Source organism: Pseudonocardia cypriaca (genome assembly GCF_006717045.1).
Classification (GTDB): Bacteria; Actinomycetota; Actinomycetes; order Mycobacteriales; family Pseudonocardiaceae; genus Pseudonocardia; species Pseudonocardia cypriaca.
This window is the reverse complement of record NZ_VFPH01000001.1, coordinates 2,307,878-2,331,619: the sequence shown is the minus strand read 5'-3', so window position 1 is coordinate 2,331,619 and position 23,742 is coordinate 2,307,878. Positions and strand designations below refer to the sequence as shown.

Below are 23,742 nucleotides of genomic sequence, written 5' to 3'. Positions count from 1 at the left end.
TCGAGCCGGCGGCTGAGGCGGACGAATGCGGAATGCCGTTTCGGAACGCGGCCCGGTCCAGGGGAGGAAGAATGGCAACAACCGCAACCGGAGCCGCCCGGCCGGGCGTCAGCGTCGGCCCCACGAGTGAGTTCAGCCTGTTCTTCCAGGTCAGGCCGGGTCAGGGGGAAGCCCTGCGGGAAGCGCTCCGGGCGCTGCAGAGCCATCCGGGGTACCGGCCCGGCGAGTACCACATGGCGATCGCGAGCATCCACGAGGCCAGGTTCGTGCTGTTCGACGACGACACGCGCCTGCTCTTCGCGACGAGCTTCGACGGCTCGTGGGACGCCTACATGGACGACTTCGCCACGTCCGGGCCGACGCTGCAGCTGTTCGACGCCATCTTCCAGCACGTCGAAGGCTACGAATCCCTGCCGGACGTCGCGGCGGTGAGGGCGTTCGTCCTGGGCGCCCAGGTGAGCGCCGCCGCCTACGCGCGGAACTACCCCGGCACGGTCAAGGAGATCCGCAAGGCCGTGCGCGTGAACAGGGCCTTCCAGCAGGTGCTCGACGACCCGGAGGCCGCCACGGTGCTGCAACAGCCGGCCCTGAAGCCGCTGTTGGACGAGGCCGCCGACTCCACGTAGCCCCTCGGGAGCCAACCAGCAGGAGCCATGGAGGAGCGGCGTGTCGGACCACATCTCAGGACCGCGGGCCTTGGCCGAGCCGATCGCGGACATCACCGATGTCTACGCGTTCCCGAGCCCGGAGCATTCCGGCCGGCTCGTGCTGGTGATGAACACCCTCCCGTTCGCCCAGCCATCCGCGCGGTTCTCCGACGGGCTGGTCTACCGCTTCCGGTTGCGCCCGGTCGCCGCGGCCGCCCCGGACGATCCTGCGCTGTTCGTGGTCGGCCCGGAGGAGTTCGCGTTCGACTGCGTGTTCTCCACCCCCGTGAGCGGCGGCGGCGCCGCCGGGTCCGACCAGGACGGCGCGTGCACCACGCCCGCGGGCGAGACGGTCTCCTTCCGTGTGAACGACGAGCGGGCCGGCTCGGCTCCCGGTGTTCGCGTCTTCGCCGGCCCGCGCTGGGATCCGTTCATCATGGACGCCCCCGCGGCGCTGGAGACGATCGCCACGGGCAAGCTGGCGTTCACCGATCCGAGTGCGATCTTCCTGGACGGCAAGAACGTCCTCAGCCTCGTCGTCGAGGTCGACTGCGCCGGGCTGCTCGGCGGCGCGGAGCTGGTCGGGGTGGTCGCCGAGACCCTGACCCGAGGCCCGATCGCCGTCCGCATGGAACGCGTGGGGCGACCCGAGGTGAAGAACCTCCTGCTGGCGCCCAAGCAGTTCGACCCCGTCAACCGCGACCTGGAGATCCGTGACCTGTACAACAGCGAGGACGCGTTCGCGCTCGCGCCGGCCTACCAGGGCGCCTACAGGGCGCGGCTGAACGCCAACCTCGCCTTCTGGGACCGCCTGGACGGCAATCGGGACTGGCCCGCGGACCTGAACGGCGCGCACCCGCTGACCGAACAGCTGCTGGCCGACTTCCTCGTCGTGGACGTCACCAAGCCGTACGCCGAGCAGGGCTCCTTCCTGGAGATCGAGCTGGCCACCCGAGGGGCCCGCCGACACCAGACCTGCGGTGGCCGGGCCCTCAACGACGACGCGATGGACACCCTGTTCACGCTGCTGGTCAACGCCGGGAACGGGCCCACGATCCGCGACGGCGTCGACCGGGCGACGATGCCCGCTTCCTGCACTTTCCCGTACCTGTCGCCGCCGAACCCGGATCCTCCCCAGCCTCCCGAGCACTTCTAGGAATGGGATGTCCATGGACACCGTGAGCGCGCGGGAGACCGTCGGCCTCGAGCTCGACGACGTCCAAAGTGGGGTGCTCCACCCACGACCGTCGCCGTACGTCGGCACCTACCTGCTGCTGCGCATCGACGACCGCGCGGCGGGGCGGGAGCTGGTGCGACGGCTGCACCCGGTGGTCAGCGCCGGCCGGCCCGCCTCCGACCCGGCCCGCGGAGCCTGGGTCACCGTTGCCCTCACCTACCAGGGCCTGCAGGCGCTGGGCGTGCCGCAAGAGTCGCTGGACAGCTTCGCGCCGGAGTTCCGGGAGGGCATGGCGGCCCGCGCGGCCCAACTGGGCGACGTCGGCGAGAGCAGCCCGGCCAATTGGGAGAAGCCGCTCGGAACCCCCGACGTCCACGTGGCGCTGGCGGCACTGTCGCCCGACGCCGCGCGGCTGGCGGCCGTGGTCGAGCGGGCCCGCCGCGCCCACCAGGAGCTGCCCGGGGTGGAGGTGATCTGGCGCCAGGACTGCTACCAGCTCCCCACGGGGCGCACCTCCTTCGGCTTCAAGGACGGGATCGGCCAGCCGGCTGTGGAGGGCAGCGGGATCCCGGGCTCCAACCCCAGGGAGCGACCGATCAAGGCGGGCGAGTTCATCCTCGGCTATCCCGACGAGACGGGGAGCCTGCCGCCGATGCCGACCCCTCAGCTGCTCGGTCGCAACGGCACCTACATCGTGTTCCGGAAGCTGCACACCCGCGTCGCGGCCTACCGGCGCTACCTCCGCGAACGAGCCGCCAGCCGCGAGGAGGAAGCGCTGCTGGGCGCCAAGATGATCGGACGCTGGCACAGCGGCGCGCCCCTGGCGCTGTCGCCGGACCACGACGATCCCCAGCTGGGTGCGGATCCCGCGCGCAACAACGACTTCGACTACCACGACGATCTGCGGGGCTTCGGATGCCCGGCCGGCGCGCACGCGCGGCGGGCGAACCCGCGTGACGCGCTCGACCACGAGGGAAGCGTCAACGTCCGCCTCCACCGCATGATCCGGCGCGGCACGAGCTACGGCCCCGTGTTGCCCGAAGGCGTCCTGGAGGACGACGGCGCCGACCGAGGAATCGTCTTCGTGTTCGTCGGTGCGCACCTGAAGCGCCAGTTCGAGTTCGTCAAGACGCAGTGGTTGAACGACGGCATCTTCATCGGCGCACCGGCCGAGAAGGACCCGCTCGTCGGGGCGAACGACGGGTCCGGCGCGTTCACAGTCCCGCAGCGGCCGATCCGGCGTCGGCTGCAGGGCCTGCCGCCGTTCGTCGTCACCCGCGGTGGCGAGTACTGCTTCGTGCCGGGCCTGCGAGCCCTGCGCTGGCTGGCGGAGCTGGAGACCTGAACGGGCATCGAAATCCCAGGAAAGGAGGGCGACGTGACAACGAGCCCGACGAGCACCGACCGCTGGAAGGCACTCGACTTCGGCCCGCCGCCGTCGGGGCTGGCGGAGCCCGAACTGCCGGTACTCGTCGACTACGGCTCCGGCGGACGCGTGGCACTCATCACCCTGAACCGGCCGCACACCGACAACGCGATCACGACGGAGATGGGGGCGCGGCTGACGGAGGTCCTCGAGACGATCGCGGTCCGTCCCGCCGTGCGCGTCGCCATCATCACCGGCGCCGGCGACCGAGCCTTCTCGGTCGGCAGCGACCTGCGCCAGCGCAAGGACATGACCAAGGAGCAATGGCTGCGGCAGCGCCAGGACTTCGACCGCACGCTCTACACCCTGCGCCAGCTGCGCAAGCCGATCTTCGCCGCCGTCAACGGCATCGCCTACGGCGGCGGCTGCGAGATCGCCCAGAGCACCGACTTCATCATCGCGTCCGACAACGCGACCTTCGGCCAGCCCGAAGCGATGATCGGCCTGGCCGCCGGTGGCGGCTCGCCGGCCCTGCTGCCCCGCTTGCTCCCGCCGGGCAAAGCCCTGCAGATGCTGATGACCGGCGACCCGATCACCGCGCAGGAGGCATACCGGCTGGGCATGGTCAACGAACTCCGCCCCCAGGACGAGCTGCTGGAGGTTTCGCACCGCATCGCGGACAAGATCGCCAGCAACTCTCCCACGGCGGTCCAGGCGGTCAAGCGAGCCGTCCGGATGGGCCAGGGGCAGCCGATCGAACAGGCCATCGCGATCATGATGGAGGCCCACTGGCGCTCAGCCGTGCACCCCGACCGCGTCGAAGGCATCGGCGCTTTCAACGACGACCGGGAGCCCACCTTTCAGGATCCCGACTACTGAGGCGCGACCCGCGCGTCCGCGGCCGGCCACGAGGAGGCGGAGAACATGACATTGGCAGATGACCTGGCGCAGGCGCGTTCGGCGCTCACGATGATCCACGACGAGCCCTTCAACGCAGAAGCCCCGCCGGAGGCCCTGGAAGGCGACACCACGCCGACGGAACTCCACTACGTCCGCAGCAATTTCGCGGTACCCGCCCACGATGGATCGCTCGAGGTCGGTGGCGCGATCGAGCACCCGAGGACCCTGACGCTCGACGACCTGCGCGCCATGCCCTCGGTCGAGCGGGCCGTCACGATGGAATGCGCCGGGAACGGGCGCCTCGCGATGCGACCGCTGCCGGCCGGCGAACCATGGGGTGACTACGCCGTCTCCACGGCTCGCTGGACCGGTGCCCTCCTGCACCAGGTGCTGGAGCAGGCCAAGCCGACAGCGGAGGGCGTCGAGGTTCGCTTCGCAGGCGCCGACCACGGCTCGTACCTGCTCCATCCGGTCCTTGCCGTCACCAAGCGGTCCGACTTGGCCTTCGTGCGATCCCTGACTCTCGCCCACGCGACCGATCCGCAAGCCGAGATCCTGATCGCCTACGAGATGAACGGCGAGCCGCTCAACCCCGACCACGGCGCGCCCTTCCGGCTCATCGTGCCTCACTGGTACGGCGTCGCCTCCGTGAAATGGCTGAGGCACATCGACGTCCTGACCGAGCCGTACGCCGGGGAGTTCGAGACCGGGCACTACATGTACCAGTGGGCCGATCGTCCGCCTGAGCGCGTCACCGTCATGCGTGTACGCGCGCGGATCACCGATCCCGCTCGCGGCGCGACCATCCCCGCTGGCACCTACACCGTGCGCGGAAAGGCCTGGTCGGGCACCGGACCGATCACGAACGTCGATGTCAGCCTCACCGGCGAAGGCGAATGGCACCCGGCGCAGGTCGAACCCCCGAAGGGCCCGTACCAGTGGCAGGATTGGTCGTTCGCGTGGGAGGCGACCGAGCGCTGCCGCCACAGCCTCCGCGCCCGTGCGATCGACGAAGCCGGCAACGTGCAACCCGAGGTTCCACCCTGGAACCGCCTCGGCTACGGCAACAACGCCGTCGAGGTTTCCTACGTCGACGTGCGCTGACGCCGGGCAAGCCCAACCGGCTCCACGTCCTTCATCCGATCAGCTCGGCCCCCGTGACGGGTCCGCGCAGCACGACCAACGACCTGGCATTGACCGTGACGGGATCGCCGACGCCCAGCTTTGCCGGCGAAGCGACGCCCGTGGGCTCGGAGCTGTCCAGCTCCGGCTCCCAGACCTGACCGTCCCGCGTCGGCGGTATCACGAACCGCAGCGGCGCCCACCAGGCGTTGACCAGCACGAGGAAGTCGTCGTCGAGTAGCAGGGCGCCATCCTCGGCATGGTCGGGCTCGTCGACCCCGTCGAGGTAGATCGCCACACTGCGCGCACCCGGATCAGCCCATTCCTCGCCGGTGACGATCTCTCCGGACGGTGTGTACCAGCGCAATTGCTGCCAATCGACGCCGAAGAGGAACCGTCGTCGCCGGAACACCGGGTGCCCCCGCCGGAATGCGATCAGGTGCCGGGTGAAGGTGAGCAGTTCTTCATCGACGTGGTCCCAGTCGAACCACGTCAACGGGCCGTCCTGGCAGTAGGCGTTGTTGTTGCCCTGCTGCGTGCGGCCGAGCTCGTCGCCGCCGAGCAGCATCGGCACGCCGAAGGACAGCAACAACGTCGTCAACATGGCTCGCTGCTGCCGCCCGCGCAGGGCGAGCACGTCCGGATCGGTGGTCGGACCCTCGGCGCCGCAGTTCCACGATCGGTTGTCGTCGGACCCGTCGCGGTTGTCGTCGCCGTTGGCCTCGTTGTGCTTGCTTTCGTAGGAGACGAGGTCGGCCAGGGTGAACCCGTCGTGCACGGTGATCAGGTTGACCGAAGCGGTGGGGCGGCGGCCCCGGCCACCGTAGAGGTCCGCCGAACCGCCGAAGCGTGTCGCGAAATCGCCGAGCAGGCCGTCGTGGCCGCGCCAGAAATCGCGCATGGTGTCGCGGTAGCGGCCGTTCCACTCCCGCCACAGCGGCGGGAACCGACCGATGTCGTAGCTGTCGCCCTGGCCGACGTCCCACGGCTCGGCGATCAGCTTGGCCCGTGAGACGATCGGGTCCTGCGCGACCAGGTCGAAGAACGCCGAGAGGCGGTCGAAGCCGCCCTGCTCGCGGGCGAGCGTCGGCGCCAGGTCGAAGCGGAATCCGTCGACCCGCATCTCGGTGAGCCAGTAGCGCAGCGAGTCCATGATCATCTGCAGGGCGAACGGGTCCGCCGCGTTGAGCGAGTTGCCGCATCCGGTCGTGTCGACGTAACGGCTCCGGTCCGCCGGGTCGAGACGGTAGTAGGCGGCGTTGTCGATGCCACGGTGGCACAGGGTGGGGCCGAGGTGATCGCCTTCGGCGGTGTGGTTGAACACCACGTCGAGCACCACCTCCAGCCCGGCGCCGTGCAGGGCGTCGACCATGGCCTGGAACTCGGCGACCTGCCCGCCGGGGCGTCCGGCGCGCACGGCTGCGGAGTAGCCGGCGTGCGGGGCGAAGTAGCCGATCGTGTTGTAGCCCCAGTAGTTGGTCAGGCCGCGCTCGGGCAGGAATGCCTCGGGAACGTTGTGGTGGACCGGAAGCAGCTCCACCGTGGTCACGCCGAGGCCGACCAGGTGGGAGAGCGCAGCGTCGTGCCCGAGGCCGGCGTAGGTCCCGCGGAGCGCGGCGGGCACGTCGGGGTGGCTCGCGGTGAAGCCCTTGACGTGCACCTCGTAGAGGATCGTGTCCGAGTACCGGCGCCGGGGCCGAGGTCGCTCGCTCCACCGGAACCCCGTGTCGATCACGAGGCTGCGCGGCACGTGCGCCGCGGACTCCAGGTCGCTGCGCGCGTACGGGTCGTCGGGCCGGTGCGCGAGCACTTCCGGCCCGAACCGCACCTCCCCGCTGATGGCCCGGGCGTAGGGGTCGAGCAGGAGCTTCGCCGGGTTGTAGCGCAGCCCCCGGCGCGGATCCCACGGCCCGGACATCCGGTAGCCGTACGCCTGGCCGGGGCCGACACCCGGCACGAACCCGTGCCAGACGCCCGCGTCGTACTCGGTGAGCTCGACCTGGCGCTCTCCGCTGCCGTCGATCGGGCCGCCGTCGATCGAGCCGTCGTCGAACAAGCAGAGGCGCACCGCCTCCGCACCCGAGGCGACCGCGAAGTTCGTGCCACCGGTCGTCGGGCCCGCACCCAGCGGGAACATGCTCCCGGGCAGGGCTGACGCCACCGTGGTCGTCACGATCGCACCCCTTCGTCGCGCATGCGGCGCAACACGGTGCCGATCGATTCGGTTGCGCCGTGCCTGCGGCGGATGAGATCGGCGACCACGCCGGTCCACCCGGTCTGGTGGGACGCGCCGAGCCCGGCCCCGTTGTCGCCGTGGAAGTACTCGTTGAACAACAGGTTGTCCCGCCACGCCGGATCGTCCTGCAGTCGGTCCACCCAGCCGAAGCACGGCCGCCGGCCGTCGGCGTCCCTCAAGAAGATCAATATCAGGCGATCCTGCAGATCCCGCGCCACCGCACCCAACGACATCCTGTGCCCAGACCCGGTCGGGTAGTCGACCGCGTAGTCGTCGCCGAAGAACCGGTGATATCGATCCAACGCCTCGACCACCAGGTAGTTGAGGGGGAACCACACCGGGCCCCGCCAGTTGGAGTTGCCGCCGAACATGTCCGTGGTCGACTCAGCCGGTTCGTAGTCGATCGTGGCGCGGACCCCCTGGACGTCGAGCTCGTAAGGGTGCTCGCGGTGATACGCGGAGAGGGCGCGCAGGCCGTACGGCGAGAGGAACTCGGCCGGGTCGAACAGCGGACGGAAGATCCGCTCCAGCTTGTCGGCGCTGACCACGCTGAGCAGCAGCTGGCGCTGGTCCGGGCCGCCGCGCAGGAGCCCGAGCTTGACGAGCTTCTCCCGGTCCCGCAGCCCTTCGCGCTCCAGGAACTCGGTGAAGTACTTCCCGGCTGCCTCGACGCGGTCCAGCATGTGCTCGTCGACGACCCCGGCGGCGAGCATCGGGATGATGCCGACCATCGTGCGGGTCCTGATCGGTACCCGCTGGCCGTCGGGCGTGGCGAGCCGGTCGTAGAACAGGCCGTCGGTGTCGTCCCACAGCCCCTGCGAGTCGATCGCGTCGCGGATCGCGGCGAAGTGCTCGAGGAACTTCAGCACCAGGTCGTCGGCCGGTCGCTGCCCCGCGCGCCGCAGTATCAGCGCGATCGTGCCCATCGACAGGGCGTAGGTGGCCATCCACCCGGTGGCGTCGGACTGCTCCAGCACCCAGCCATCCGGCAGGTGCGAACGGTCGATCGGACCGATGTTGTCCAGCCCGAGGAACCCGCCCTCGAACAGGTTCGAGCCGTCGGCGTCCTCGAGGTTCACCCACCACGTGAAGTTGACCAGCAGCTTGTCGAACACGCGGCTGAGGAACTCGATGTCCCGGCCACCGTCGATGGCGAACACCTCGAGCGCCGCCCACGCCTGCACCGGCGGGTTGACGTCGCCGAAGTCCCATTCGTACGCGGGCAGCGCGCCGTTCGGGTGCTGGAACCACTCGCGGCAGATCAGGAGGAGCTGGGACTTGGCGAACGCGGGATCCACGTGCGCCAACGTGACGCAGTGGAAGGCCAGGTCCCAGGCCGCGAACCAGGGGTACTCCCACTTGTCCGGCATCGACATGATGTCGAAGGCCTTGAACGTGCGCCATCGGGAGTTGCGGCCGGATCGCCGTGATCCGGGCGGGAGCGGTTCGTTCGGGTCGCCGTCCAGCCAGCGCGCCACGTCGTAGTGGTAGAGCTGCTTGCTCCACAGCATCCCGGCGAACGCCTGGCGCATCACGGCCGCCTCGTCCGGGGATGCGGCGGGCGGGGTCAGCTCGGCGTAGAACTCGTCGGCCTCGGCCCGCCGTGCTGCCCGGACCAGCTCGAAGTCCGTGCCCACCGTGCCCACCGCGACGACCGGTTCCGGCGCCACCTCTGCCGGACGCAGCCGTAGCCGCAGCTCGACGGTCTCGCCCGGTTCGACGTCGATCCGGTACCAGGCCGCGCACTTGCTGCCGCGCCGCTCCGGGTTCACCGTCGCCGCGCCCGCGACGACGTGGTCGTTGATGCCGTCCTTCGGGAAGCGAGGGCCTGCGTCCGCTCCGTACAGCCGCGCTGTGTTCGTCTCGTTGTCGCAGAACAGCAGGGTGGGGTCGGCGCCATCGGGACCGGGTCCGGCGACGAGCTCCAGGTCGCCGAGGAACGGGTGCGGCACCGTCACCGACCGCGAACCGGTGGCCTCCAGCACGGGCGCGGGTGCCTCGAGCTCCCAGGACCAGGTGTTGCGGAACCACAGCGTGGGGAGCACGTGCACCACGTCGGCCGCCGGGCCTGCGTTGGTCACCTCGATGGTCATCAACAGATCGGTGGGATCGGCCTTCGCGTAATGCACCTCGACGATCCAGTAGCGGTCGTCGTCGAAAACGCCGGTGTCGAGCAGCTCGTACTCGGGATCGAACTTGGTCCGCCTACCGTTTTCCACGCGAAGCTGCTCATAGGGGAACGCACCTTGTGGGTAGTGGTAGCGGTACCGGTTCCAGGCGTGGCTGGGCAGGGCGTCGAGGTACCACCAGTACTCCTTGACGTCCTCACCGTGGTTGGCCTCCGACCCGGTGAGCCCGTACGCCCGCTCCTTGAGGATCGGGTCGCGGCCGTTCCACAACGCGAGCCCGAGGCACAACCGCTGCTCGATGTCGCTGAACCCGGCGAGGCCGTCCTCGCCCCACCGGTACGCCTGGGATCGCGCGCGGTCGTGCGGGAGGTAGGTCCAGGCCTCACCGTCGGCGCTGTAGTCCTCGCGGACCGTGCCCCACTGCCGCTCGCTGAGGTACGGCCCCCAGAGGTACCAGGGGCTCGCCTGCCCCCACCCGTTCTCCACGTGCCCGAACCCCTCGGTCCGTTCGCGTTCGGCTCCCACCGCGACCTCCCCTGGTTCGCCCCACGGCGGGGCCGAGTCTCGGACCTCGCCATTTCCGGGAACTCATCCGATGAGGGCGAACCGGTCGCTCGTCAGGATCGGCCGGCAGAGGTGGTACGTACGGCGTCGTCGCGTGAGGCACGGCTCCCGTTCCGGGGGCCCACACCGCGGCACGAGCCGCCCGACGCGGGTGAGGCGGCCGGGCCACGGCCCGCTGCACGCTCAGAGGGACCTCGTCGACGGAGGACCGCGATGCGAACCGTGCTCAACGTCATCTGGCTGCTCCTCTGCGGGATCTGGCTCGCCATCGGCTACGTCCTCGCCGGAGTGGTCTGCTGCCTCCTCATCGTCACGATCCCGTTCGGGCTGGCGTCGTTCCGGATCGCGGACTTCGCGCTGTGGCCCTTCGGCCGGCAACTCGTGCGCCGCGAGGACGCCGGGGCGCCGTCCACGATCGGCAACGTCATCTGGATCATCTTCGCCGGCTGGTGGCTCGCGCTCGCGCACCTCACCACGGCCGTCGCGCTGGCGGTCACGATCATCGGGATCCCGCTCGCCTGGGCCAGCCTGAAGCTGATCCCGGTCTCGCTCGTCCCGCTCGGGAGGATCATCGTGCCCACGGACGACGCGCAGGCCACCCGGTATCCCGTGGTGCGCTGACCCCGCAGGGGTCTCGCCCGGTGCGGATGCGAACCTCGGCTTTCGGTCGTAGACCACGATCGAGCCGGCGACGAGGTCCTGTACCGAACGGCGCGTCGGGCTGATCGCGCACCACAGCAGCCCGACGGGGAACGCGACGCACGCCAGTGCCCGCACCGACGCGCGGGCCCAGCCCAGCCGGCGGCCCCGTCGCGCGAGCACCCGGACCCCGAGCAGGCCTGCGCCGTAGGTGCACCCGGTCGTGGCCCACGCCACGGTGAGGTAGGCGGTCGCGATCAGTCCTCCGACGACAACGGTGACCTCCGTCGTCGGTCGGGGCCACGTGAAGGCGAGGGGCGACCACGCGAACCGGACGCCTGCGATCGAGAGGTACACCAACACGGTCAGCAGCACGACCACGACGAGGTCCACGGCGGCGGCGAGAAGCCGGGTGACCACGCCCGCGTGACACGGCCAGGGGGTGGCGCTCATCTCCCGCCCTCGCTGTGCCGATGACCCGCTTGCAAGATCACTCATTGCAGTGCAGGCCGAGCTGGATCCGGCCGTCGCAACATCCGGCCGACGAAGCGCGCAACCGCATCGTCGGCGTGCATGCCCTCCGCCCGGAGGCCGTGCACGGTCTCGGAGGACAACGCCCTGCTGGACTGGCGGATGATCTCGGGCAGGTCGATCGCGTCGATTACCTCGCGCGCGATCCTGGCGAGGTCGAGGCGGGCGACCACGGCGTCGAGGTCCACCCGCCCGACGACCGTATCCGCATCGAGACGCTCCGCGATCGCATCGAGATCGAGACGGGATGTGACGAGGTCCAGATCGACCCTGGCGACGATCGCGTCGAGGTCGATGCGGCCGAGGATGGCGTCGAGGTTCACCCGGGCCACGACAGCATCCAGATCAGCGCGGCTCACCGCGGCGTCGAGGTCGGCGCGGGCGACGACGGCGTCCACATCGATTTCGCGGGCGAGCGCGTCGAGATCGACGTTCCGGCGGACGAGCTCGGTCAGGTCGACGACGTCGACGACCGCCAGCACGAGCCGGCGGACGGTCGCCCGCATCGCGTGCTCCAGCTCAGCCCGGACCTGCCCCCCGCGATCGGCGAGGCCTGCCAACACCCGCTCCCCCGCTCCGATGCGGGACATCCGCAGGCCGAGCCCGAGCACCGTGCCTGCAGCGGCGAGGACGGGCGCCGCGAGCGTGCCCACCAGGTCAGCGAGGGCGGCCCCGACGCCCAGTGCCGTGTCCCCTCGACCACCGGGCAACTCGTCGGGTCGGTCGCCCCGCCGCTCGTCATCGCGCACGCTCTCACGCTCCGTCGGACTCCACGCCTCGGCCTCACCCGGAGCAGGCGAAATCCGCAGTACGGCAGGCGACAACGACCCCGACCCGGCCGCGGGCCGGCAAGATCGCGGCCGAGTTCAGCCGGCCGCGCGAGGCGCACGACTGCACCGCTGTCCCCGCCCCCTGGCGCTGCCACGGAGTCGACTCGGGCCCGGGCCGAGCGCGAGCGGAGGCTCCATCGCCCGGCTCACCCGTCACGGGTGAGGGACCTGCAGCCTCCGAGAGCCACGATCGCTGCGAACGGCACGAGGAGGAGGTACAGCCCGATGTCCACATCGCACCAGGGCAGCCAGGCCGACTATCGCGATGCCACAGTGCGCGGCGTGGGCGGCATCTCGCCATTGGCCAGCGGGCTCGCCCTGTTCGCCGGAACAATCATGATCATCGCAGGGGTCTTCCAGGCCGTCGCGGGGCTGGTGGCGCTCTTCCAGAACGAGCTGTACGTCGTCGGCGTGAACTACGTGTTCTCCTTCGACGTCACGACCTGGGGCTGGATCCACCTGCTCGTCGGTGTCCTCGTCGCCGTTGCCGGTGGGGCAGTGCTCGCTGGCCACATGTGGGGACGCGTCATCGGGATCGGGATCGCCAGCCTGAGCATGCTCGCCAACTTCCTGTTCGTCCCGTACTACCCGATCTGGTCACTGCTGATCATCGCGCTGGACGTGTCCGTGATCTGGGCCCTCTGCTCGTACGGCCGCGAAGCTGCCCGTCGCTGACGCGCGGCGACTCCGGGTCCATGGGTGCCGATTCCCTGCTCGCGGTGCTCGTACCACCGCCCGTCATCGATATCGCGCCCGCGCCCCTCGGCGCGGCCGGCTGATGCCTCGGCCGACCGCGTCGAGCTACCGGGCGCGCCCGGGGTGCGGGGACCTCGCTCCGCGAGGGACCCTGCTTCCCCTGCACCTCACCCTGTCGTGATGACGCCACGTCGGGGGCGGGCGCGGACGATTGGGACGTGACGGCAACTCCGGAGGTGACGGCGGTCTCGCCCTGGCCGCTGCAGCGTGGATTGATCGTGCTGATCGGACTCGCCCCGGCGGGTGTCGGTGTTTCGCCGTGAGGAGCTGCTCCGGCGATTCGGCGGGTGGTTCCCCGTACGGGTCGCCGCGCGCTACGTCGCGATCGGCGGCTACGACCGCGCGCTCGCGCTCGCCACCCAGGTGTTCGTGGCGCTCGTACCGATGCTCATCGTGGTGGCCGCAGCTGTGCCGAGCGACGATCGCCCGGCTGCCGGGGGTTTCCTGGTCGACCGGTTGCGGTTGTCCGGCTCGGCGGCGGCCGATCTGCAGCAACTCATGCAGCGTCCACCCGGCCCCACCGAACCGGTGACGCTGCTCAGCGCGGCCCTGCTCGTCGTCTCCGTCGTCGGGTTCACCCGGACGCTGCAGCGGACCTACCAAGCGGCATGGCTCCTGCCGACGCAGGGGTTGCGCGGGTTCGTCCATGGCCTGCTCGGCGCAGCGGCGCTGGTCGTCGAGGTCGTCCTGGTCCTCCTGGTCGGTCTGCTCGTCGATGGATTCCGCGGCGCGGCGCTCGTCACGGTCGCGGTCAACCTGGTCCTCTCCGTGTTGTTGTGGTGGCCGGTGCAGAGGCTGTTGCTCGGCGGCCGCGTGACCTGGCGACAGCTGCTGCCGAGTGCGGTTCTGTCGGGTGTGGGCCAGGTCGTCGTCATCACTCTGTCCGGTGTCTACCTCCAGGTCGCCATCGAGACGCAGGCCGCCCGGTACGGCCTGATCGGGGTGGCCTTCGTCCTGGTGTCCTGGATGGTTGTGCTGGGGCTGCTGCTCGTCCTCGGTGCCGTCCTCGGTGCCGAAGCCGCATACGACCCCACTTCGGCCGCGCCGACCGCCGCCGGGTGCGGTCGCCGAGGGTGTGCCGGATCAACTCGGCCGCCTGCGGATGAGCCGTCGACCACCTGATCGAGGCGAGGCGACAGCCTGGGGGACGTGCCACCTTCGGCGCATGCAACGTTTCGAGTACCGGGTCCTGCAGATGCGCGAGAGCATGATCGGCGGCAAGTTCTCCCCGGACAAGCTGGAGGACGTTCTCAACGACGAAGCCCGTCAGGGTTGGCAGCTCAAGGCGATCACGAGCACCGAGGTCAAGGGCCGGGTCGGTCCGGGCGGAGTCGAGGGCCTGCTCATCACCTTCGAACGCCTTGTCGCGTGACGACCGAATGGATCAGACCGACTCAGGGCGGTACGCCGCGAGCGCCCAAATTAGCACTACGTCGAAGGCGATGATCAGCGCCGCCCAGAGCGGGTAGTAGAGCAGGAACAGGAAGTTGGCGAACAGGCTGAGCCCCGCCAGCAGTATGCCCACGAGCCGGCCCCACAACCGGTCCCGTAGCACCGCGGCCCCTGCGAGCGCGACGAGAACGCCGAGCCCGAGCTGCACCCATCCCCACGTCGTCACGTCGAGGGCGTAGGTGTAGCTCGGGGTCTCGACGAAGATTTCATCCTCCCTCAGCGCGGCGATCCCGGCCATCGCGTGGTATCCGCCGATGACGAGCATCAGCACGCCTGCGAACGTCCTGATGCCTGCGAGCTGCCTCGTGCGCGCCGACTCGGTTTCCTCTCCTGCGGTCATCCTCCGGGCTCCGATCTCTCCTTCAGGTGAACCGCCTCACGGGCGCACGTGGCGGGTGCGGTCACGCCTCGCGTCGGTAGGTGGCGAGCCCCCAGATGATGGCAACGTCCAGGGCGATGATCAGAATCGACCAGACGGGGTAGTGCGGGATGAACGCGAAGTTGACGAGGGCGCTGAGCGAGGCCAACGCGATGCCGAACACCACTCCCCATGTCGCGCCCTGGATGACGCCCACCCCCGCGACCGCCACGAGCACACCGAGGATCAGGTGGATCCAACCCCAGCCGGTGATGTCGAAGCTGTACACGTATTGCGGTGTCGTGACGTACACCTCGTCGTTCAGGATCGCCGCGAATCCGGCGAGGACGCTCCAAATACCTGCGATGATCATCAGGACGCCGGCGAACATGGCGAAGCCGGTCGCGAACGTTGTGGGCGAACCTCCCGGTACGGCCGGGCGGGACGCGGCGGGTGTGCTCATCGGATTCCTTCCGTTGTCAGCCACGCTGGCGGCCAAACACGAACGCTGGCCCCTCGCGGGCTCACGTCCCCCATCCGTGACGGGTGATTCCGCGGATCCCGGCACCTCTTGCAGGCCGGCGTCATCGCGCCAGTCGTGGACGACGACCGACAGGAGCACCACGTCCTGCACCGAACGACGGCGCGGGCTGACGACCACCCACAGGCCCGGCGGGAACATCACGTACAGCACGACCGCAGCCCGGAGGACGACCACCGCCGGCGCCGGGAGGGACGCTCACCCCGCGCGGATGAGGTGTCCCGCCGGCTGACGATTGAGACTGCACCACCTGCGACGGCAGCGCAGGAGCACATGTGCGGACCGCGGAAGGAACGATCATGGCGGACGATCTGGTCGACGGATTCCGTCGCCTGCGAGTGGTCCCGCCGAGGCCGACCGCCGGGATTCCCGGCAGACGCGTCGCGTTCGCACCGGTCCCATCCGAGCAGGCCGTGTGGGGCGAGGAGCTGATGACTTTCCTCCGGGCGGAGGTCCGCGCCGCCGCTCGACGCGGCGTGATCAGCACCGCCGACTCCGAACAACTGCTGGCGCGGTTGGGTCTGGTCATCGACCAGGCCCTCACATCCCGCTGAGACCCGACGCCGATCCCGGCAGCCGGACGAACCCATCGGAGCCACGCCATGTCGGACGTCGAAGTCACCTACGAGGAGCCGTTGACCAGGGACGAGACCGCCCGGTGCCTGTCCGCGCTCGCCGCGGCGCTCGCCGACGAGGGCGAGGTCGAGCTCGAACTCGGTGCCACGAAGATGAAGGTGCACGTCCCGGGGAAGGTGCGCTGCAAGGTCGAAGTGGAGATCGACCGGGACGAGGTCGAGTTCGAGGTGGAGCTCACGTGGAAGACGGCGGCGCGCGACCAGCCGGCGCCGCCCGTGGAGCAGACCGAGCCCGACACCGCGGACGAGCAGGCCAAGGATGTTCACGCTCCTCACTCCGGTCGACGCAAGGCGAGTGCGCGATGACACGGACCGCTGGGCGGACGAGGGCGGCCGCACGAACCCCGGGCGCCGCCGAGGTGCGGCACCCGACGCGCGCGGAGCGGGTGGCAACGGGACGAGCATTGCGGAGCGAGTTTCCCCGTTCCAGCCACGCCGAGCTGCCTCCCGAGCGCCGCGATCGGGATCCACTGGAGCTGCTGAGCTCGCAGGACGCGGCCCGGGTACCGGAGCTGCTGCCCATCCGGTACGCCCGGATGGCGGTCTCGCCGTTCACGTTCTACCGGGGTGCGGCGCAGGTCATGGCCGACGACCTCGCCTCCACCCCCCGCACCGGGCTCACCGTCCAGGCGTGCGGTGACGCGCACCTGTCCAACTTCGGGCTCTTCGCCTCCCCGGAGCGTCGCCTGGTCTTCGACATCAACGACTTCGACGAGACGCTGCCCGGGCCGTGGGAGTGGGACGTCAAGCGTCTCGCGACCAGCGTCGAGGTCGCCGGCCGGGAGAACGGCTACCCGGCCAAGGAGCGGCGCGCGATCGTCGAAGCGTCGGTCGCCGCCTACCGGAACTGCATGCGTGATCTCGCCGGGAAGACCTCGCTCGAGGTCTGGTACACCCACATCACCTCCGACGAGCTGGCCGAGCGGTTCGGCTCGAACGTGTCCCGGTCCGGGCGAAAGCTGCTCTCCAAGACCTTCGCGAAGGCACGCACCCGCAGCAACCTCGGGGCGCTGGAGCGCTTCGTCGGGGAGCAGGACGGGCAGCAGCGCCTGCTGGCCGACGCCCCGCTCGTCGTCCCGGTCCGGGACCTCGTGGAGCCCGGAACCGACCCGGACGAGCTGGCTGCCCAGTTGCGGGACATGCTCGCCCGGTACCGCGAGACGCTCGAGCCGGAACGGCGGGCCCTCTTCGACCGGTTCCAGCTGGTCGACATGGCGCGCAAGGTCGTCGGGGTCGGCAGTGTCGGCACTCGGTGCTGGATGCTCCTGCTGCTCGGCACCGACGAGCGGGACCCGTTGTTCCTGCAGGCCAAGGAGGCCGAGCCGTCGGCGCTGGAGGCCTACGTCGGGCGCAGCGAGTACGACAACGCCGGCCAACGGGTGGTGGTCGGGCAGCGGCTCATGCAGACGGTCAGCGACATCTTCCTCGGCTGGATCCGGGCCTCCGGCTTCGACGGCCGGCGCCGCGACTTCTACCTCCGTCAGCTGCGGGACTGGAAGGGCTCGGCCGAGGTGGAGACGATGCTCCCGGCGGGCATGAAGGCGTACGGGGAGCTGTGCGGGTGGACGCTCGCCCGAGCTCACGCCCGATCCGGGGACCGGATCGCGATCGCCGCCTACCTCGGCTCCGGGGCCTCCTTCGACGTCGCCGTCGCCGAATTCGCCCGCCGGTACGCCGACCGCAACACCGACGACCACGGCGCGCTCGTCTCGGCAATCGGCTCGGGGCATGTCGTGGCCGCGGAGCCGTTGATCGACTGAGGCAGATGATGCATCCGGACGCCCGGACTCATCCGCCTCGGGCGGTGCTGACGTCGTGCGCGGAGTAGAGCCTTCGGTGGTCGGCGAAGACGAAGGAGGAGCTGCGATGACGATCGGTCCGGTGCAGTTGTTGGTGCTCGGGTTCGACCGTCCGGAATTCCACGGGGAGATCCGGGCGGAGCTGGAGCGCCTGCGCGACAACGACACGGTTCGGGTGATCGACTTCCTCGGCGTCCACAAGACGGCGGGAGGCGAGGTGACGGCGCTGAAGGAGAGCCAGCTCGCCGCCGAGGAGATGGTGGAGTTCGGGGCGCTCGTCGGCGCACTGGTGGGGCTGGGCGAAGGCGTGGGAGTCGAGGCCGGCGCAGCCGCCGGGGCCGAGCGGGTCGCCGACCAGGGCGGTGTGTTCGGAGAGGAAGCGTGGGATGCGCTCGCCGAGATCCCGGAGGACTCCGCGGCCGCGCTCGTCCTGCTCGAACACCGCTGGGCGATCCCGCTGCGGGACGCGATCATGCGGGCTCGCGGGGTGCGGTTGGCGTCGGAGTTCATCAGCCCGCTGGACCTGGTCGCGGTGGGACTCGTGGAGGCGGAGGAAGCCGAAGCGCTCGCTGCGATGTCGGCGGACACGGTCTGAAAAGGGGTGGTGTAGCGATGTTGGGACCCCACCGGCGGATCGCGCGCCGAACTGGTCGCCGCACGGGGCGGCGCGTCGCCCGGCGGCTGGTGCGGCGCCGATGAGCTAAGGCACTCGGGCCGGCCGGGGTCTCCCCCGGCCGGCCGACCTCGACCGACCACCTCTGGAGGCCATCCGGCCGCAGCCCCGGACGAGCGACTGCGGGAAGTGCGAGGCGGACGCGTTCGGCGAGGGAGTTCGATTCGTGGCGCACCATCCGTCGGCGTTGCGCCTCGACTTCGTCAGCCGAGGACCACGTCGCTCGAACCGGACGGTTTCGGATCCGGGAGCCTCCCCATGCGGAAGGAGTTGGCCAAACCGGCGAGGGCGGCGACGAGCGGCATCACCCCCACCGGGTGACGTGCGAGGGGCCGATGCCCGCGACGGTTCAACACCGGACACGGCCGGGACTGCGGTGGTCGCCCCGGTGGGCGAAGCACGGCTCCACGGGAGCATCGGTGGACCAGGTTCCGCCAAGGAGGCCATCGTGAAGATCGCGCTCGTCCTCGCAGCGGTACTCGCCCTCGTGCTCGGAGCGGTTGTCCTCGCCGGCCGGTCCGCGTGCTGACGCCATTGTTCGGGTCCCTTGGAGGGTGGACATGCTCAAGCGGATCAGCGGAATGCCGGCCGGAACCTTCGGGTTCGAGGCCATCGGAAAGGTCGATGACGACGACGTCGAGGACACGGTCGCCCCCGTCCTGCGCAATCACATAGCGCAGGGCGGGAAGGTGCGTGTGCTGTACCTGCTCGGTCCCCGGATGCGGAAGTACGAGGCGGACGCATTCGGCGAGAAGGTCCGCTCCGTGGCGCATCATCCCTCGGCGTACGAGAAGGTGGCGGTCGTGACCGACGAGGAGTGGCTACGGCCGGCGCTGCGGGTCCTTTCGGTGCTTGCACCCGGGCAGATCCGCGGCTTCCCCGTGAGCGCGTTGGACGCGGCGAAGTCCTGGGTCTCCGAAGGGTTCGAGGAACGGGGAAGGCCGCTCACGACCCCCTAGTAGGGCTCGCCCCAGGGATGGAGCCGGCTTCACGACGGCCGCGCCTCCATGGCAACGCCCCCTCGATCTCGATCTGCAGCGAGAAGCTCAGGAAAGTCCGGATCAGGACGATCAGACCGAGCACGAGCACGTTGTCCACGGTGGGCGCAACGGCGACGGTCTTGATGAGGTCCGCCGCCACCAGGATCTCCAAGCCGAGCAGCAGACTCCCCCCGATGCTCTCACGCAGCTCGGCGTAGGTGCGACGACCATCCGACGTCTGGGCCCACCCGATCGCAGCGCGCACCCCCGACCACGCGATTCCCACGACGAGCACCCCGACACCCAGTAACTCCACGCCGGTTGCGACGTGTTCCATCGTCTCGGTGAAGGTCACGGAATCCGCCCAATGCTCGGGTGCAGTGTCCCCGCAGAGTGCCGAGGCCGGAACGGGCCCGCGTCGTCCGGAGCGGGTGGGTGGGGCGGGCAGTCGATGTCACTCGCATCGCGTCCGCCGAATGGCCAACGCAACATCGGCGTTGGGGACCAGAACGTGGCCGCCATCCGCGCAGGGAGCCCGCGTGGCGGAGCGACGCAATGCTCACTCAACAGCCGAATGTGGGCGCCGAGCGCGTTCCCCGACCACGTGCAGATGTAGAAGCCGGCTCGTCCACGACCGATCTGCACGACCCAGGGCCAGACGGCCTCCGGAGCCGCCGCGATTGTCACAACGGTCGTGACGGTCGGCAGGCTGCCCGGGACCACCACCTCGTCGCCCGGCAGCCGCATCCGGATCTCCGCTTCGAGAGCACCCCACCGCGGCATCCGATGCGCGGCGACCAGCACCGCGACGCCTGTCGCGCATCGAGTTGTGGCCATAGCCAGTTGGCGGTTGGCCCGCCGGGCGAGCGTCGAGCCGTCCGAGGACCGATGAGTCGGACGCTGGCGGGCGCGTCTGTTCCCGAGCGGCAACCCCACGCGGCCCCGGGGTCGAGGGTCCACCGGCGCCGGGCTGATGATCCTCACCGCCGCCTACACCGGCCTACGTTGGGGTGAGCTCGCCGGCCTGCAGCGGACCCGCACCCACCTCGACGACGCCTGCCCTCGCATCGACGTCGACGCGACCGACGGCGCGCTGCACGAACTCGGCGGGCGCCTCGAACTCGGCCCGCCCAAGTCCACGGCCGGCGCCCGCACCGTGCACCTGCCGCCATTCCTGGCCGACCTGCTCACCGCCCGTCGCGACCGCCGAATCGGTGCGGGTTCAGCGCCGCCGCGGGTTCTCCGGGCGATCGCATCTGGCACCACCGGCGGGTCGGATGTCCGCCTCCTGGAAACGGCGAAGCTCATCGTCGCCCAGCCGGTCGTCATGGTTCCGGTCGATCATCGCCGCGGACGATCTCCAGCCGTGGAAGGCCCGTGTCCTGCTCATGTTCGCGATGACGATCACCAAGGACGTCACGGAGATCCAGCAGATGTTCGAACACGACTGACCGCGACCCGTTTGATCGATCCCGATCACTCCGCCATGATCGTCAAGCCTAGCCCGTTTGGAGGGGATGTCCTGTGGTGTCCGTGCTGTTCGACGCCGACATCGAGGTGCACTACGGGTTCCTGTCACTCCAGCCCGCCATGGCGGCCGCGGATCCGGCGACCGGTCGTGCCGGGCAGCTCAACGGCCTGTGCGGTGCCGCCGAACCGGGGTGTCTGTCGATGACCACGGGGCTGCACACGGGGCAGGTTCCGCTGCGGATCGAGGCCCACGACGGCGAGCCGCCGGTGGGCGCGGACTGGGAGGAGGTCGTCGAGGTCTCCTGCACGTTCGAGCCCGGCGGGTACATCCTCGCGGCGTTCGACTTCCGGGAGGACATCCAGCTGCCTGCTCCCGGCAGCTACCGGGCCCGGTGGTGCGCCTCCGGAATGGACGAGGCCCACGAGGCCGACACCCGGATGGACGACGAGCCCGCACTCGACCGCTACCTGCTCCAGCTGTGGCCCGCCCCCCACCGGGCAGAGGTGCTCGTCCGCCAGACCAGCGAGATCGCGGCCTACTGGCACAGCGCTGCCCGAGAAGACCCCTCCACCGACACGCGGTGACTCATCGGCACCAACCCCTGCCGCAAGCTGCGCATCACCTTCACCGAGCGCCCCGAACGCCCCCACGCCACACCCGGCGAGGTCGTCGCCAGCTCCGCGCGCATGTCCATCGGCGCCGGGCTGATGATCCTGACGGCCGCCTACACCGGCCTACGCTGGGGCGAGCTCGCCGGCCTGCAGTGGACCCGCACCCACCTCGACGATGCCTGCCCTCGCATCGACGTCGACGCGACCGATGGCGCGCTGCACGAACTCGGCGGGCGCCTCGAACTCGGCCCGCCCAAGTCCACGGCCGGCGCCCGCACCGTGCACCTGCCGCCATTCCTGGCCGACCTGCTCACCGTCCATCGCGACCACCACCCGGACACACCCTTCGTGTTTACCGGCGCCAACGGCGGACTACACCGCCGTCCTGAGGACATCGACGACCTCTACACCCACGTCACCCCAGCCATGCGCGAGAAGATGCTCACCGCGCTGCAACAACGATGGCTGCACAGCGGCGGCCGAGGCATGGCGCAGCTCCTCGAGCCGGGCCCGGACGCGGCGTGAACACTTCGGACCACGGAGGTGGTCAGCAGACTCTGCTCCCCACACACGCAAACGGCCCGCCGATGAAGATCATCGACAGGCCGTCTGACCAGGCAAAACACACGGTGGGCGATACTGGGATCGAACCAGTGACCTCTTCGGTGTGAACTATGCCAAGCACAGTGCGCTGACCTGCGGGAACATGGCTCGTGCAGGTCAGCGCACGTGCGTTGAGAGCCGATGACGTCAGTTCGCGCCCGTCGAGCGCAAGGCCCTGCTCCCCCGCTGCTCCCCACCGTGCTCCCGCTCGCGATGCCGCGACCCGACAGCCTTGATCGTCAAACCAGGACGGCGATATCTCCGCGAGGCTCGCTCGCCCGATTGTCGACGGCGGCGGTGACAATGATGCTGCGAGCCGACTCCACCGATCGCAGCGATTTGACGGACTGAGGGGCACCTCAGCGAGCACGAAGCCGACCCTCCGCAGGTGGGCGCCTCCCCCGGAACAGACTCCGGCGGGGAACCGATGCCGCCGCGGCGGATGGGGCGGCAGCAGCGGTGACACCCGCTCCCACAGCGAGTCCGGAACAAGATCACTCACCACGACGGGGAGCGTGGCCGAGCTCGCCGCCAGTCCACAGCAGACACACCGAGATCATTTTGAAACGAGCTCTAAGAAGACCATCACACCGGAGACCTCGTGGGGAACCTACCCGCGGGCGGACGTAAGGACCTCACCGACGCGCAGTGGCGGCTGCTGGAACCACTCCTGCCAGCGATGAGCGCGCTCGGGCGGCCCCCGATCTGGACCCGACGCCAACTGATCAACGGGATCCGATGGCGGATCCGCACCGGCGCCCCGTGGCGTGACGTGCCCGAACGCTACGGCTCCTGGCAATCGATCTACGGGCTGTTTCGGCGTTGGCAGCGCGATGGAACCTGGACCCAGGTCTGGGCACGGCTGCAGGAGCTCGGCGATGCTGCCGGGTTGATCACCTCGGATGTGTCGGCCGACTCCACGATCGTGCGCGTCCACCAGCACGCCGCGGGCGCGCGCCATCAGCCCGACCGCCAACGCGAACTGCCCGGCCCCGAGCCCGCCGACCACGGGCTGGGCCCCGATGCCTCGCACTCGACGACGAGCCGCCGCCACCCGCCGGGTGCGGCCATCGTGAGGGTCGCCGTCAGGGCGGCGAGTTCGGCCGTCGTGTCCGGCTCCTCCTCTGGCACGGGATCGGCGGGCAGTGACGGGAACCAGACCGAGACCCGTTCGTCCCTGACCGCCTCGCGGATCTGTCGCACACTCGTCCCGGCCGGCGCCAGATCGCCTCCTCCGGTGGCCGGGCGCCCTCGAGACCGATCTCGAACCGCACCGGTCGTCGTCGTCGAATTCGCGGCGCAGCCGCAGCTGGGCCCGGAAGCGGGTGTCGTTCGGCAGGTACGTGGTGCCCCACTCCAGGACCGGGTCGTCGAGGTCGGCACCAGACTCCGCCGCCAGGCCGAGCCGTGCGTGCAGTGTCCCGACGGTACGTGGGCGTCCACGGCGAGATCCGCTCCTGCGGTCAGCACGCCCTGGCCTAGCGGGCGAACGACCATAACCGGTCATGTCACACGGATGTACCCATCGGTAACCGGCAGTGCTCCGAATGAGGAGGGGGAGGCTCGCAGCCCGATCACTCGATCGGGTTTACTTGCCACGTTCGGTGAGGACGCTGTCACGCAAGGTGCGTTGGCGTTCCTCACGACATCGTACTCAACGGGGGGTTTTCGACGATGCCCTGGAGGTCCGGGGACGCGGACGGCGCGCCCGCTGGCGTAAAA

At 70.0% G+C, this 23,742-nt stretch carries 25 protein-coding genes and 1 pseudogene; 17 read left to right on the top strand and 9 right to left on the bottom strand.

Annotation, left to right across the window (positions count from 1 at the left end):
* Nucleotides 1–71 precede the first annotated feature (71 nt).
* The 5 genes from FB388_RS11135 (at nucleotide 72) to FB388_RS11115 (ending at nucleotide 5,194) form a co-directional block, all read left to right on the top strand.
* Nucleotides 72–626 (top strand): hypothetical protein, encoded by a 555-nt coding sequence (locus FB388_RS11135; RefSeq protein ID WP_142100047.1) that lies wholly within the window; start codon nucleotides 72–74, stop codon nucleotides 624–626.
* A 40-nt stretch (nucleotides 627–666) separates the two neighbouring features.
* Nucleotides 667–1,803: a DUF4331 family protein gene (locus FB388_RS11130; RefSeq protein ID WP_142100045.1), complete on the top strand. Its 1,137-nt coding sequence runs from the start codon at nucleotides 667–669 to the stop codon at nucleotides 1,801–1,803.
* 13 nt (nucleotides 1,804–1,816) lie between these two features.
* Nucleotides 1,817–3,169, top strand: a complete 1,353-nt coding sequence (locus FB388_RS11125; protein ID WP_142100043.1) for a Dyp-type peroxidase — start codon at nucleotides 1,817–1,819, stop codon at nucleotides 3,167–3,169.
* A 150-nt stretch (nucleotides 3,170–3,319) separates the two neighbouring features.
* A complete protein-coding gene (locus FB388_RS11120; protein WP_170225566.1) occupies nucleotides 3,320–4,069 on the top strand; it encodes an enoyl-CoA hydratase/isomerase family protein in 750 nt (249 codons plus the stop codon).
* Between the two features lie 90 nt (nucleotides 4,070–4,159).
* Complete coding sequence (locus FB388_RS11115; RefSeq protein WP_170225565.1) at nucleotides 4,160–5,194, top strand: sulfite oxidase; 1,035 nt, start codon at nucleotides 4,160–4,162, stop codon at nucleotides 5,192–5,194.
* A 31-nt stretch (nucleotides 5,195–5,225) separates the two neighbouring features.
* Here the strand turns inward: FB388_RS11115 and glgX are convergent, their stop codons facing one another.
* Both glgX and FB388_RS11105 read right to left on the bottom strand, forming a co-directional pair.
* A complete protein-coding gene (gene glgX / locus FB388_RS11110; RefSeq protein WP_342787890.1) occupies nucleotides 5,226–7,385 on the bottom strand; it encodes a glycogen debranching protein GlgX in 2,160 nt (719 codons plus the stop codon).
* Nucleotides 7,382–10,102: an MGH1-like glycoside hydrolase domain-containing protein gene (locus tag FB388_RS11105; protein WP_142100037.1), complete on the bottom strand. Its 2,721-nt coding sequence runs from the start codon at nucleotides 10,100–10,102 to the stop codon at nucleotides 7,382–7,384. Before FB388_RS11105 ends, glgX begins: the two co-directional genes overlap by 4 nt.
* 252 nt (nucleotides 10,103–10,354) lie before the next feature.
* On the opposite strand from FB388_RS11105, the gene FB388_RS11100 reads away from it, so the two are divergent.
* Complete coding sequence (locus FB388_RS11100; RefSeq protein WP_142100035.1) at nucleotides 10,355–10,762, top strand: YccF domain-containing protein; 408 nt, start codon at nucleotides 10,355–10,357, stop codon at nucleotides 10,760–10,762.
* A gap of 75 nt (nucleotides 10,763–10,837) precedes the next feature.
* On the opposite strand, the pseudogene FB388_RS41190 reads toward FB388_RS11100, so the two are convergent.
* Nucleotides 10,838–11,233, bottom strand: a pseudogene (locus FB388_RS41190) (RDD family protein); the annotation flags it as partial.
* Between the two features lie 41 nt (nucleotides 11,234–11,274).
* Complete coding sequence (locus tag FB388_RS11090) at nucleotides 11,275–11,817, bottom strand: hypothetical protein (protein ID WP_142100033.1); 543 nt, start codon at nucleotides 11,815–11,817, stop codon at nucleotides 11,275–11,277.
* A 549-nt stretch (nucleotides 11,818–12,366) separates the two neighbouring features.
* On the opposite strand from FB388_RS11090, the gene FB388_RS11085 reads away from it, so the two are divergent.
* The 3 genes from FB388_RS11085 (at nucleotide 12,367) to FB388_RS11075 (ending at nucleotide 14,269) form a co-directional block, all read left to right on the top strand.
* Nucleotides 12,367–12,816 (top strand): DUF7144 family membrane protein, encoded by a 450-nt coding sequence (locus tag FB388_RS11085; protein WP_246121819.1) that lies wholly within the window; start codon nucleotides 12,367–12,369, stop codon nucleotides 12,814–12,816.
* A gap of 330 nt (nucleotides 12,817–13,146) precedes the next feature.
* Nucleotides 13,147–14,019, top strand: a complete 873-nt coding sequence (locus FB388_RS11080) for a YhjD/YihY/BrkB family envelope integrity protein (RefSeq protein ID WP_170225564.1) — start codon at nucleotides 13,147–13,149, stop codon at nucleotides 14,017–14,019.
* A gap of 43 nt (nucleotides 14,020–14,062) precedes the next feature.
* Nucleotides 14,063–14,269 carry a DUF4177 domain-containing protein gene (locus tag FB388_RS11075; RefSeq protein WP_142100029.1) on the top strand — a complete coding sequence of 69 codons (207 nt, stop codon included), beginning with the start codon at nucleotides 14,063–14,065 and terminating at the stop codon, nucleotides 14,267–14,269.
* Between the two features lie 12 nt (nucleotides 14,270–14,281).
* Here the strand turns inward: FB388_RS11075 and FB388_RS11070 are convergent, their stop codons facing one another.
* Entirely contained in the window at nucleotides 14,282–14,689 is a 408-nt protein-coding gene (locus tag FB388_RS11070; protein ID WP_211361855.1) for a DUF7144 family membrane protein, read from the bottom strand.
* Nucleotides 14,690–14,750: 61 nt separating this feature from the next.
* Nucleotides 14,751–15,425, bottom strand: a complete 675-nt coding sequence (locus FB388_RS40355) for a DUF7144 family membrane protein (RefSeq protein ID WP_246121818.1) — start codon at nucleotides 15,423–15,425, stop codon at nucleotides 14,751–14,753.
* A 122-nt stretch (nucleotides 15,426–15,547) separates the two neighbouring features.
* Between FB388_RS40355 and FB388_RS11060 the strand changes: the two genes are divergently transcribed.
* From FB388_RS11060 to FB388_RS11040, 5 genes are all read left to right on the top strand, one after another.
* Nucleotides 15,548–15,802, top strand: a complete 255-nt coding sequence (locus tag FB388_RS11060; protein WP_142100027.1) for a hypothetical protein — start codon at nucleotides 15,548–15,550, stop codon at nucleotides 15,800–15,802.
* Nucleotides 15,803–15,850: 48 nt separating this feature from the next.
* Nucleotides 15,851–16,189 carry an amphi-Trp domain-containing protein gene (locus FB388_RS11055; protein WP_142100025.1) on the top strand — a complete coding sequence of 113 codons (339 nt, stop codon included), beginning with the start codon at nucleotides 15,851–15,853 and terminating at the stop codon, nucleotides 16,187–16,189.
* Nucleotides 16,186–17,643 carry a DUF2252 domain-containing protein gene (locus FB388_RS11050; RefSeq protein WP_142100023.1) on the top strand — a complete coding sequence of 486 codons (1,458 nt, stop codon included), beginning with the start codon at nucleotides 16,186–16,188 and terminating at the stop codon, nucleotides 17,641–17,643. The genes FB388_RS11055 and FB388_RS11050 overlap by 4 nt, the downstream gene beginning before the upstream one ends.
* Nucleotides 17,644–17,749: 106 nt before the next feature.
* Nucleotides 17,750–18,277, top strand: coding sequence for a hypothetical protein (locus tag FB388_RS11045; RefSeq protein ID WP_142100021.1), 528 nt, complete (start codon nucleotides 17,750–17,752; stop codon nucleotides 18,275–18,277).
* 638 nt (nucleotides 18,278–18,915) lie between these two features.
* Entirely contained in the window at nucleotides 18,916–19,314 is a 399-nt protein-coding gene (locus tag FB388_RS11040) for a SpoIIAA family protein (RefSeq protein WP_142100020.1), read from the top strand.
* On the opposite strand, the gene FB388_RS11035 is transcribed toward FB388_RS11040, so the two are convergent.
* The 3 genes from FB388_RS11035 to FB388_RS11030 form a co-directional block, all read right to left on the bottom strand.
* Complete coding sequence (locus FB388_RS11035) at nucleotides 19,301–19,690, bottom strand: DUF1622 domain-containing protein (protein WP_211361854.1); 390 nt, start codon at nucleotides 19,688–19,690, stop codon at nucleotides 19,301–19,303. The genes FB388_RS11040 and FB388_RS11035 overlap by 14 nt on opposite strands.
* A 645-nt stretch (nucleotides 19,691–20,335) precedes the next feature.
* A complete protein-coding gene (locus tag FB388_RS39365) occupies nucleotides 20,336–20,497 on the bottom strand; it encodes a hypothetical protein (RefSeq protein ID WP_170225562.1) in 162 nt (53 codons plus the stop codon).
* 60 nt (nucleotides 20,498–20,557) lie between these two features.
* Complete coding sequence (locus FB388_RS11030; RefSeq protein ID WP_142100018.1) at nucleotides 20,558–20,815, bottom strand: hypothetical protein; 258 nt, start codon at nucleotides 20,813–20,815, stop codon at nucleotides 20,558–20,560.
* A gap of 44 nt (nucleotides 20,816–20,859) precedes the next feature.
* On the opposite strand from FB388_RS11030, the gene FB388_RS11025 reads away from it, so the two are divergent.
* The 3 genes from FB388_RS11025 (at nucleotide 20,860) to FB388_RS40350 (ending at nucleotide 23,740) form a co-directional block, all read left to right on the top strand.
* Complete coding sequence (locus tag FB388_RS11025; RefSeq protein WP_211361853.1) at nucleotides 20,860–21,390, top strand: hypothetical protein; 531 nt, start codon at nucleotides 20,860–20,862, stop codon at nucleotides 21,388–21,390.
* A 102-nt stretch (nucleotides 21,391–21,492) separates the two neighbouring features.
* Complete coding sequence (locus FB388_RS11020) at nucleotides 21,493–21,942, top strand: site-specific integrase (RefSeq protein WP_142100014.1); 450 nt, start codon at nucleotides 21,493–21,495, stop codon at nucleotides 21,940–21,942.
* 679 nt (nucleotides 21,943–22,621) lie between these two features.
* Nucleotides 22,622–23,740, top strand: a complete 1,119-nt coding sequence (locus FB388_RS40350) for an IS5 family transposase (RefSeq protein ID WP_281290393.1) — start codon at nucleotides 22,622–22,624, stop codon at nucleotides 23,738–23,740.
* Nucleotides 23,741–23,742 lie beyond the last annotated feature (2 nt).

Bases quoted from the DNA above. Each gene is read 5' to 3' on its own strand.
- FB388_RS11055 (WP_142100025.1), top strand. From the start codon at position 15,851: ATGTCGGACGTCGAAGTCACCTACGAGGAGCCGTTGACCAGGGACGAG.
- FB388_RS11020 (WP_142100014.1), top strand. From the start codon at position 21,493: ATGTCCATCGGCGCCGGGCTGATGATCCTGACGGCCGCCTACACCGGC.
- FB388_RS11125 (WP_142100043.1), top strand. From the start codon at position 1,817: ATGGACACCGTGAGCGCGCGGGAGACCGTCGGCCTCGAGCTCGACGAC.
- FB388_RS11050 (WP_142100023.1), top strand. From the start codon at position 16,186: ATGACACGGACCGCTGGGCGGACGAGGGCGGCCGCACGAACCCCGGGC.
- FB388_RS11115 (WP_170225565.1), top strand. From the start codon at position 4,160: ATGATCCACGACGAGCCCTTCAACGCAGAAGCCCCGCCGGAGGCCCTG.
- FB388_RS11135 (WP_142100047.1), top strand. From the start codon at position 72: ATGGCAACAACCGCAACCGGAGCCGCCCGGCCGGGCGTCAGCGTCGGC.
- FB388_RS11070 (WP_211361855.1), bottom strand. From the start codon at position 14,689: ATGACCGCAGGAGAGGAAACCGAGTCGGCGCGCACGAGGCAGCTCGCA.
- FB388_RS11100 (WP_142100035.1), top strand. From the start codon at position 10,355: ATGCGAACCGTGCTCAACGTCATCTGGCTGCTCCTCTGCGGGATCTGG.
- FB388_RS11090 (WP_142100033.1), bottom strand. From the start codon at position 11,817: ATGCGGGCGACCGTCCGCCGGCTCGTGCTGGCGGTCGTCGACGTCGTC.
- FB388_RS11075 (WP_142100029.1), top strand. From the start codon at position 14,063: ATGCAACGTTTCGAGTACCGGGTCCTGCAGATGCGCGAGAGCATGATC.
- FB388_RS11045 (WP_142100021.1), top strand. From the start codon at position 17,750: ATGACGATCGGTCCGGTGCAGTTGTTGGTGCTCGGGTTCGACCGTCCG.
- FB388_RS11060 (WP_142100027.1), top strand. From the start codon at position 15,548: ATGGCGGACGATCTGGTCGACGGATTCCGTCGCCTGCGAGTGGTCCCG.
- FB388_RS11085 (WP_246121819.1), top strand. From the start codon at position 12,367: ATGTCCACATCGCACCAGGGCAGCCAGGCCGACTATCGCGATGCCACA.
- FB388_RS11040 (WP_142100020.1), top strand. From the start codon at position 18,916: ATGCTCAAGCGGATCAGCGGAATGCCGGCCGGAACCTTCGGGTTCGAG.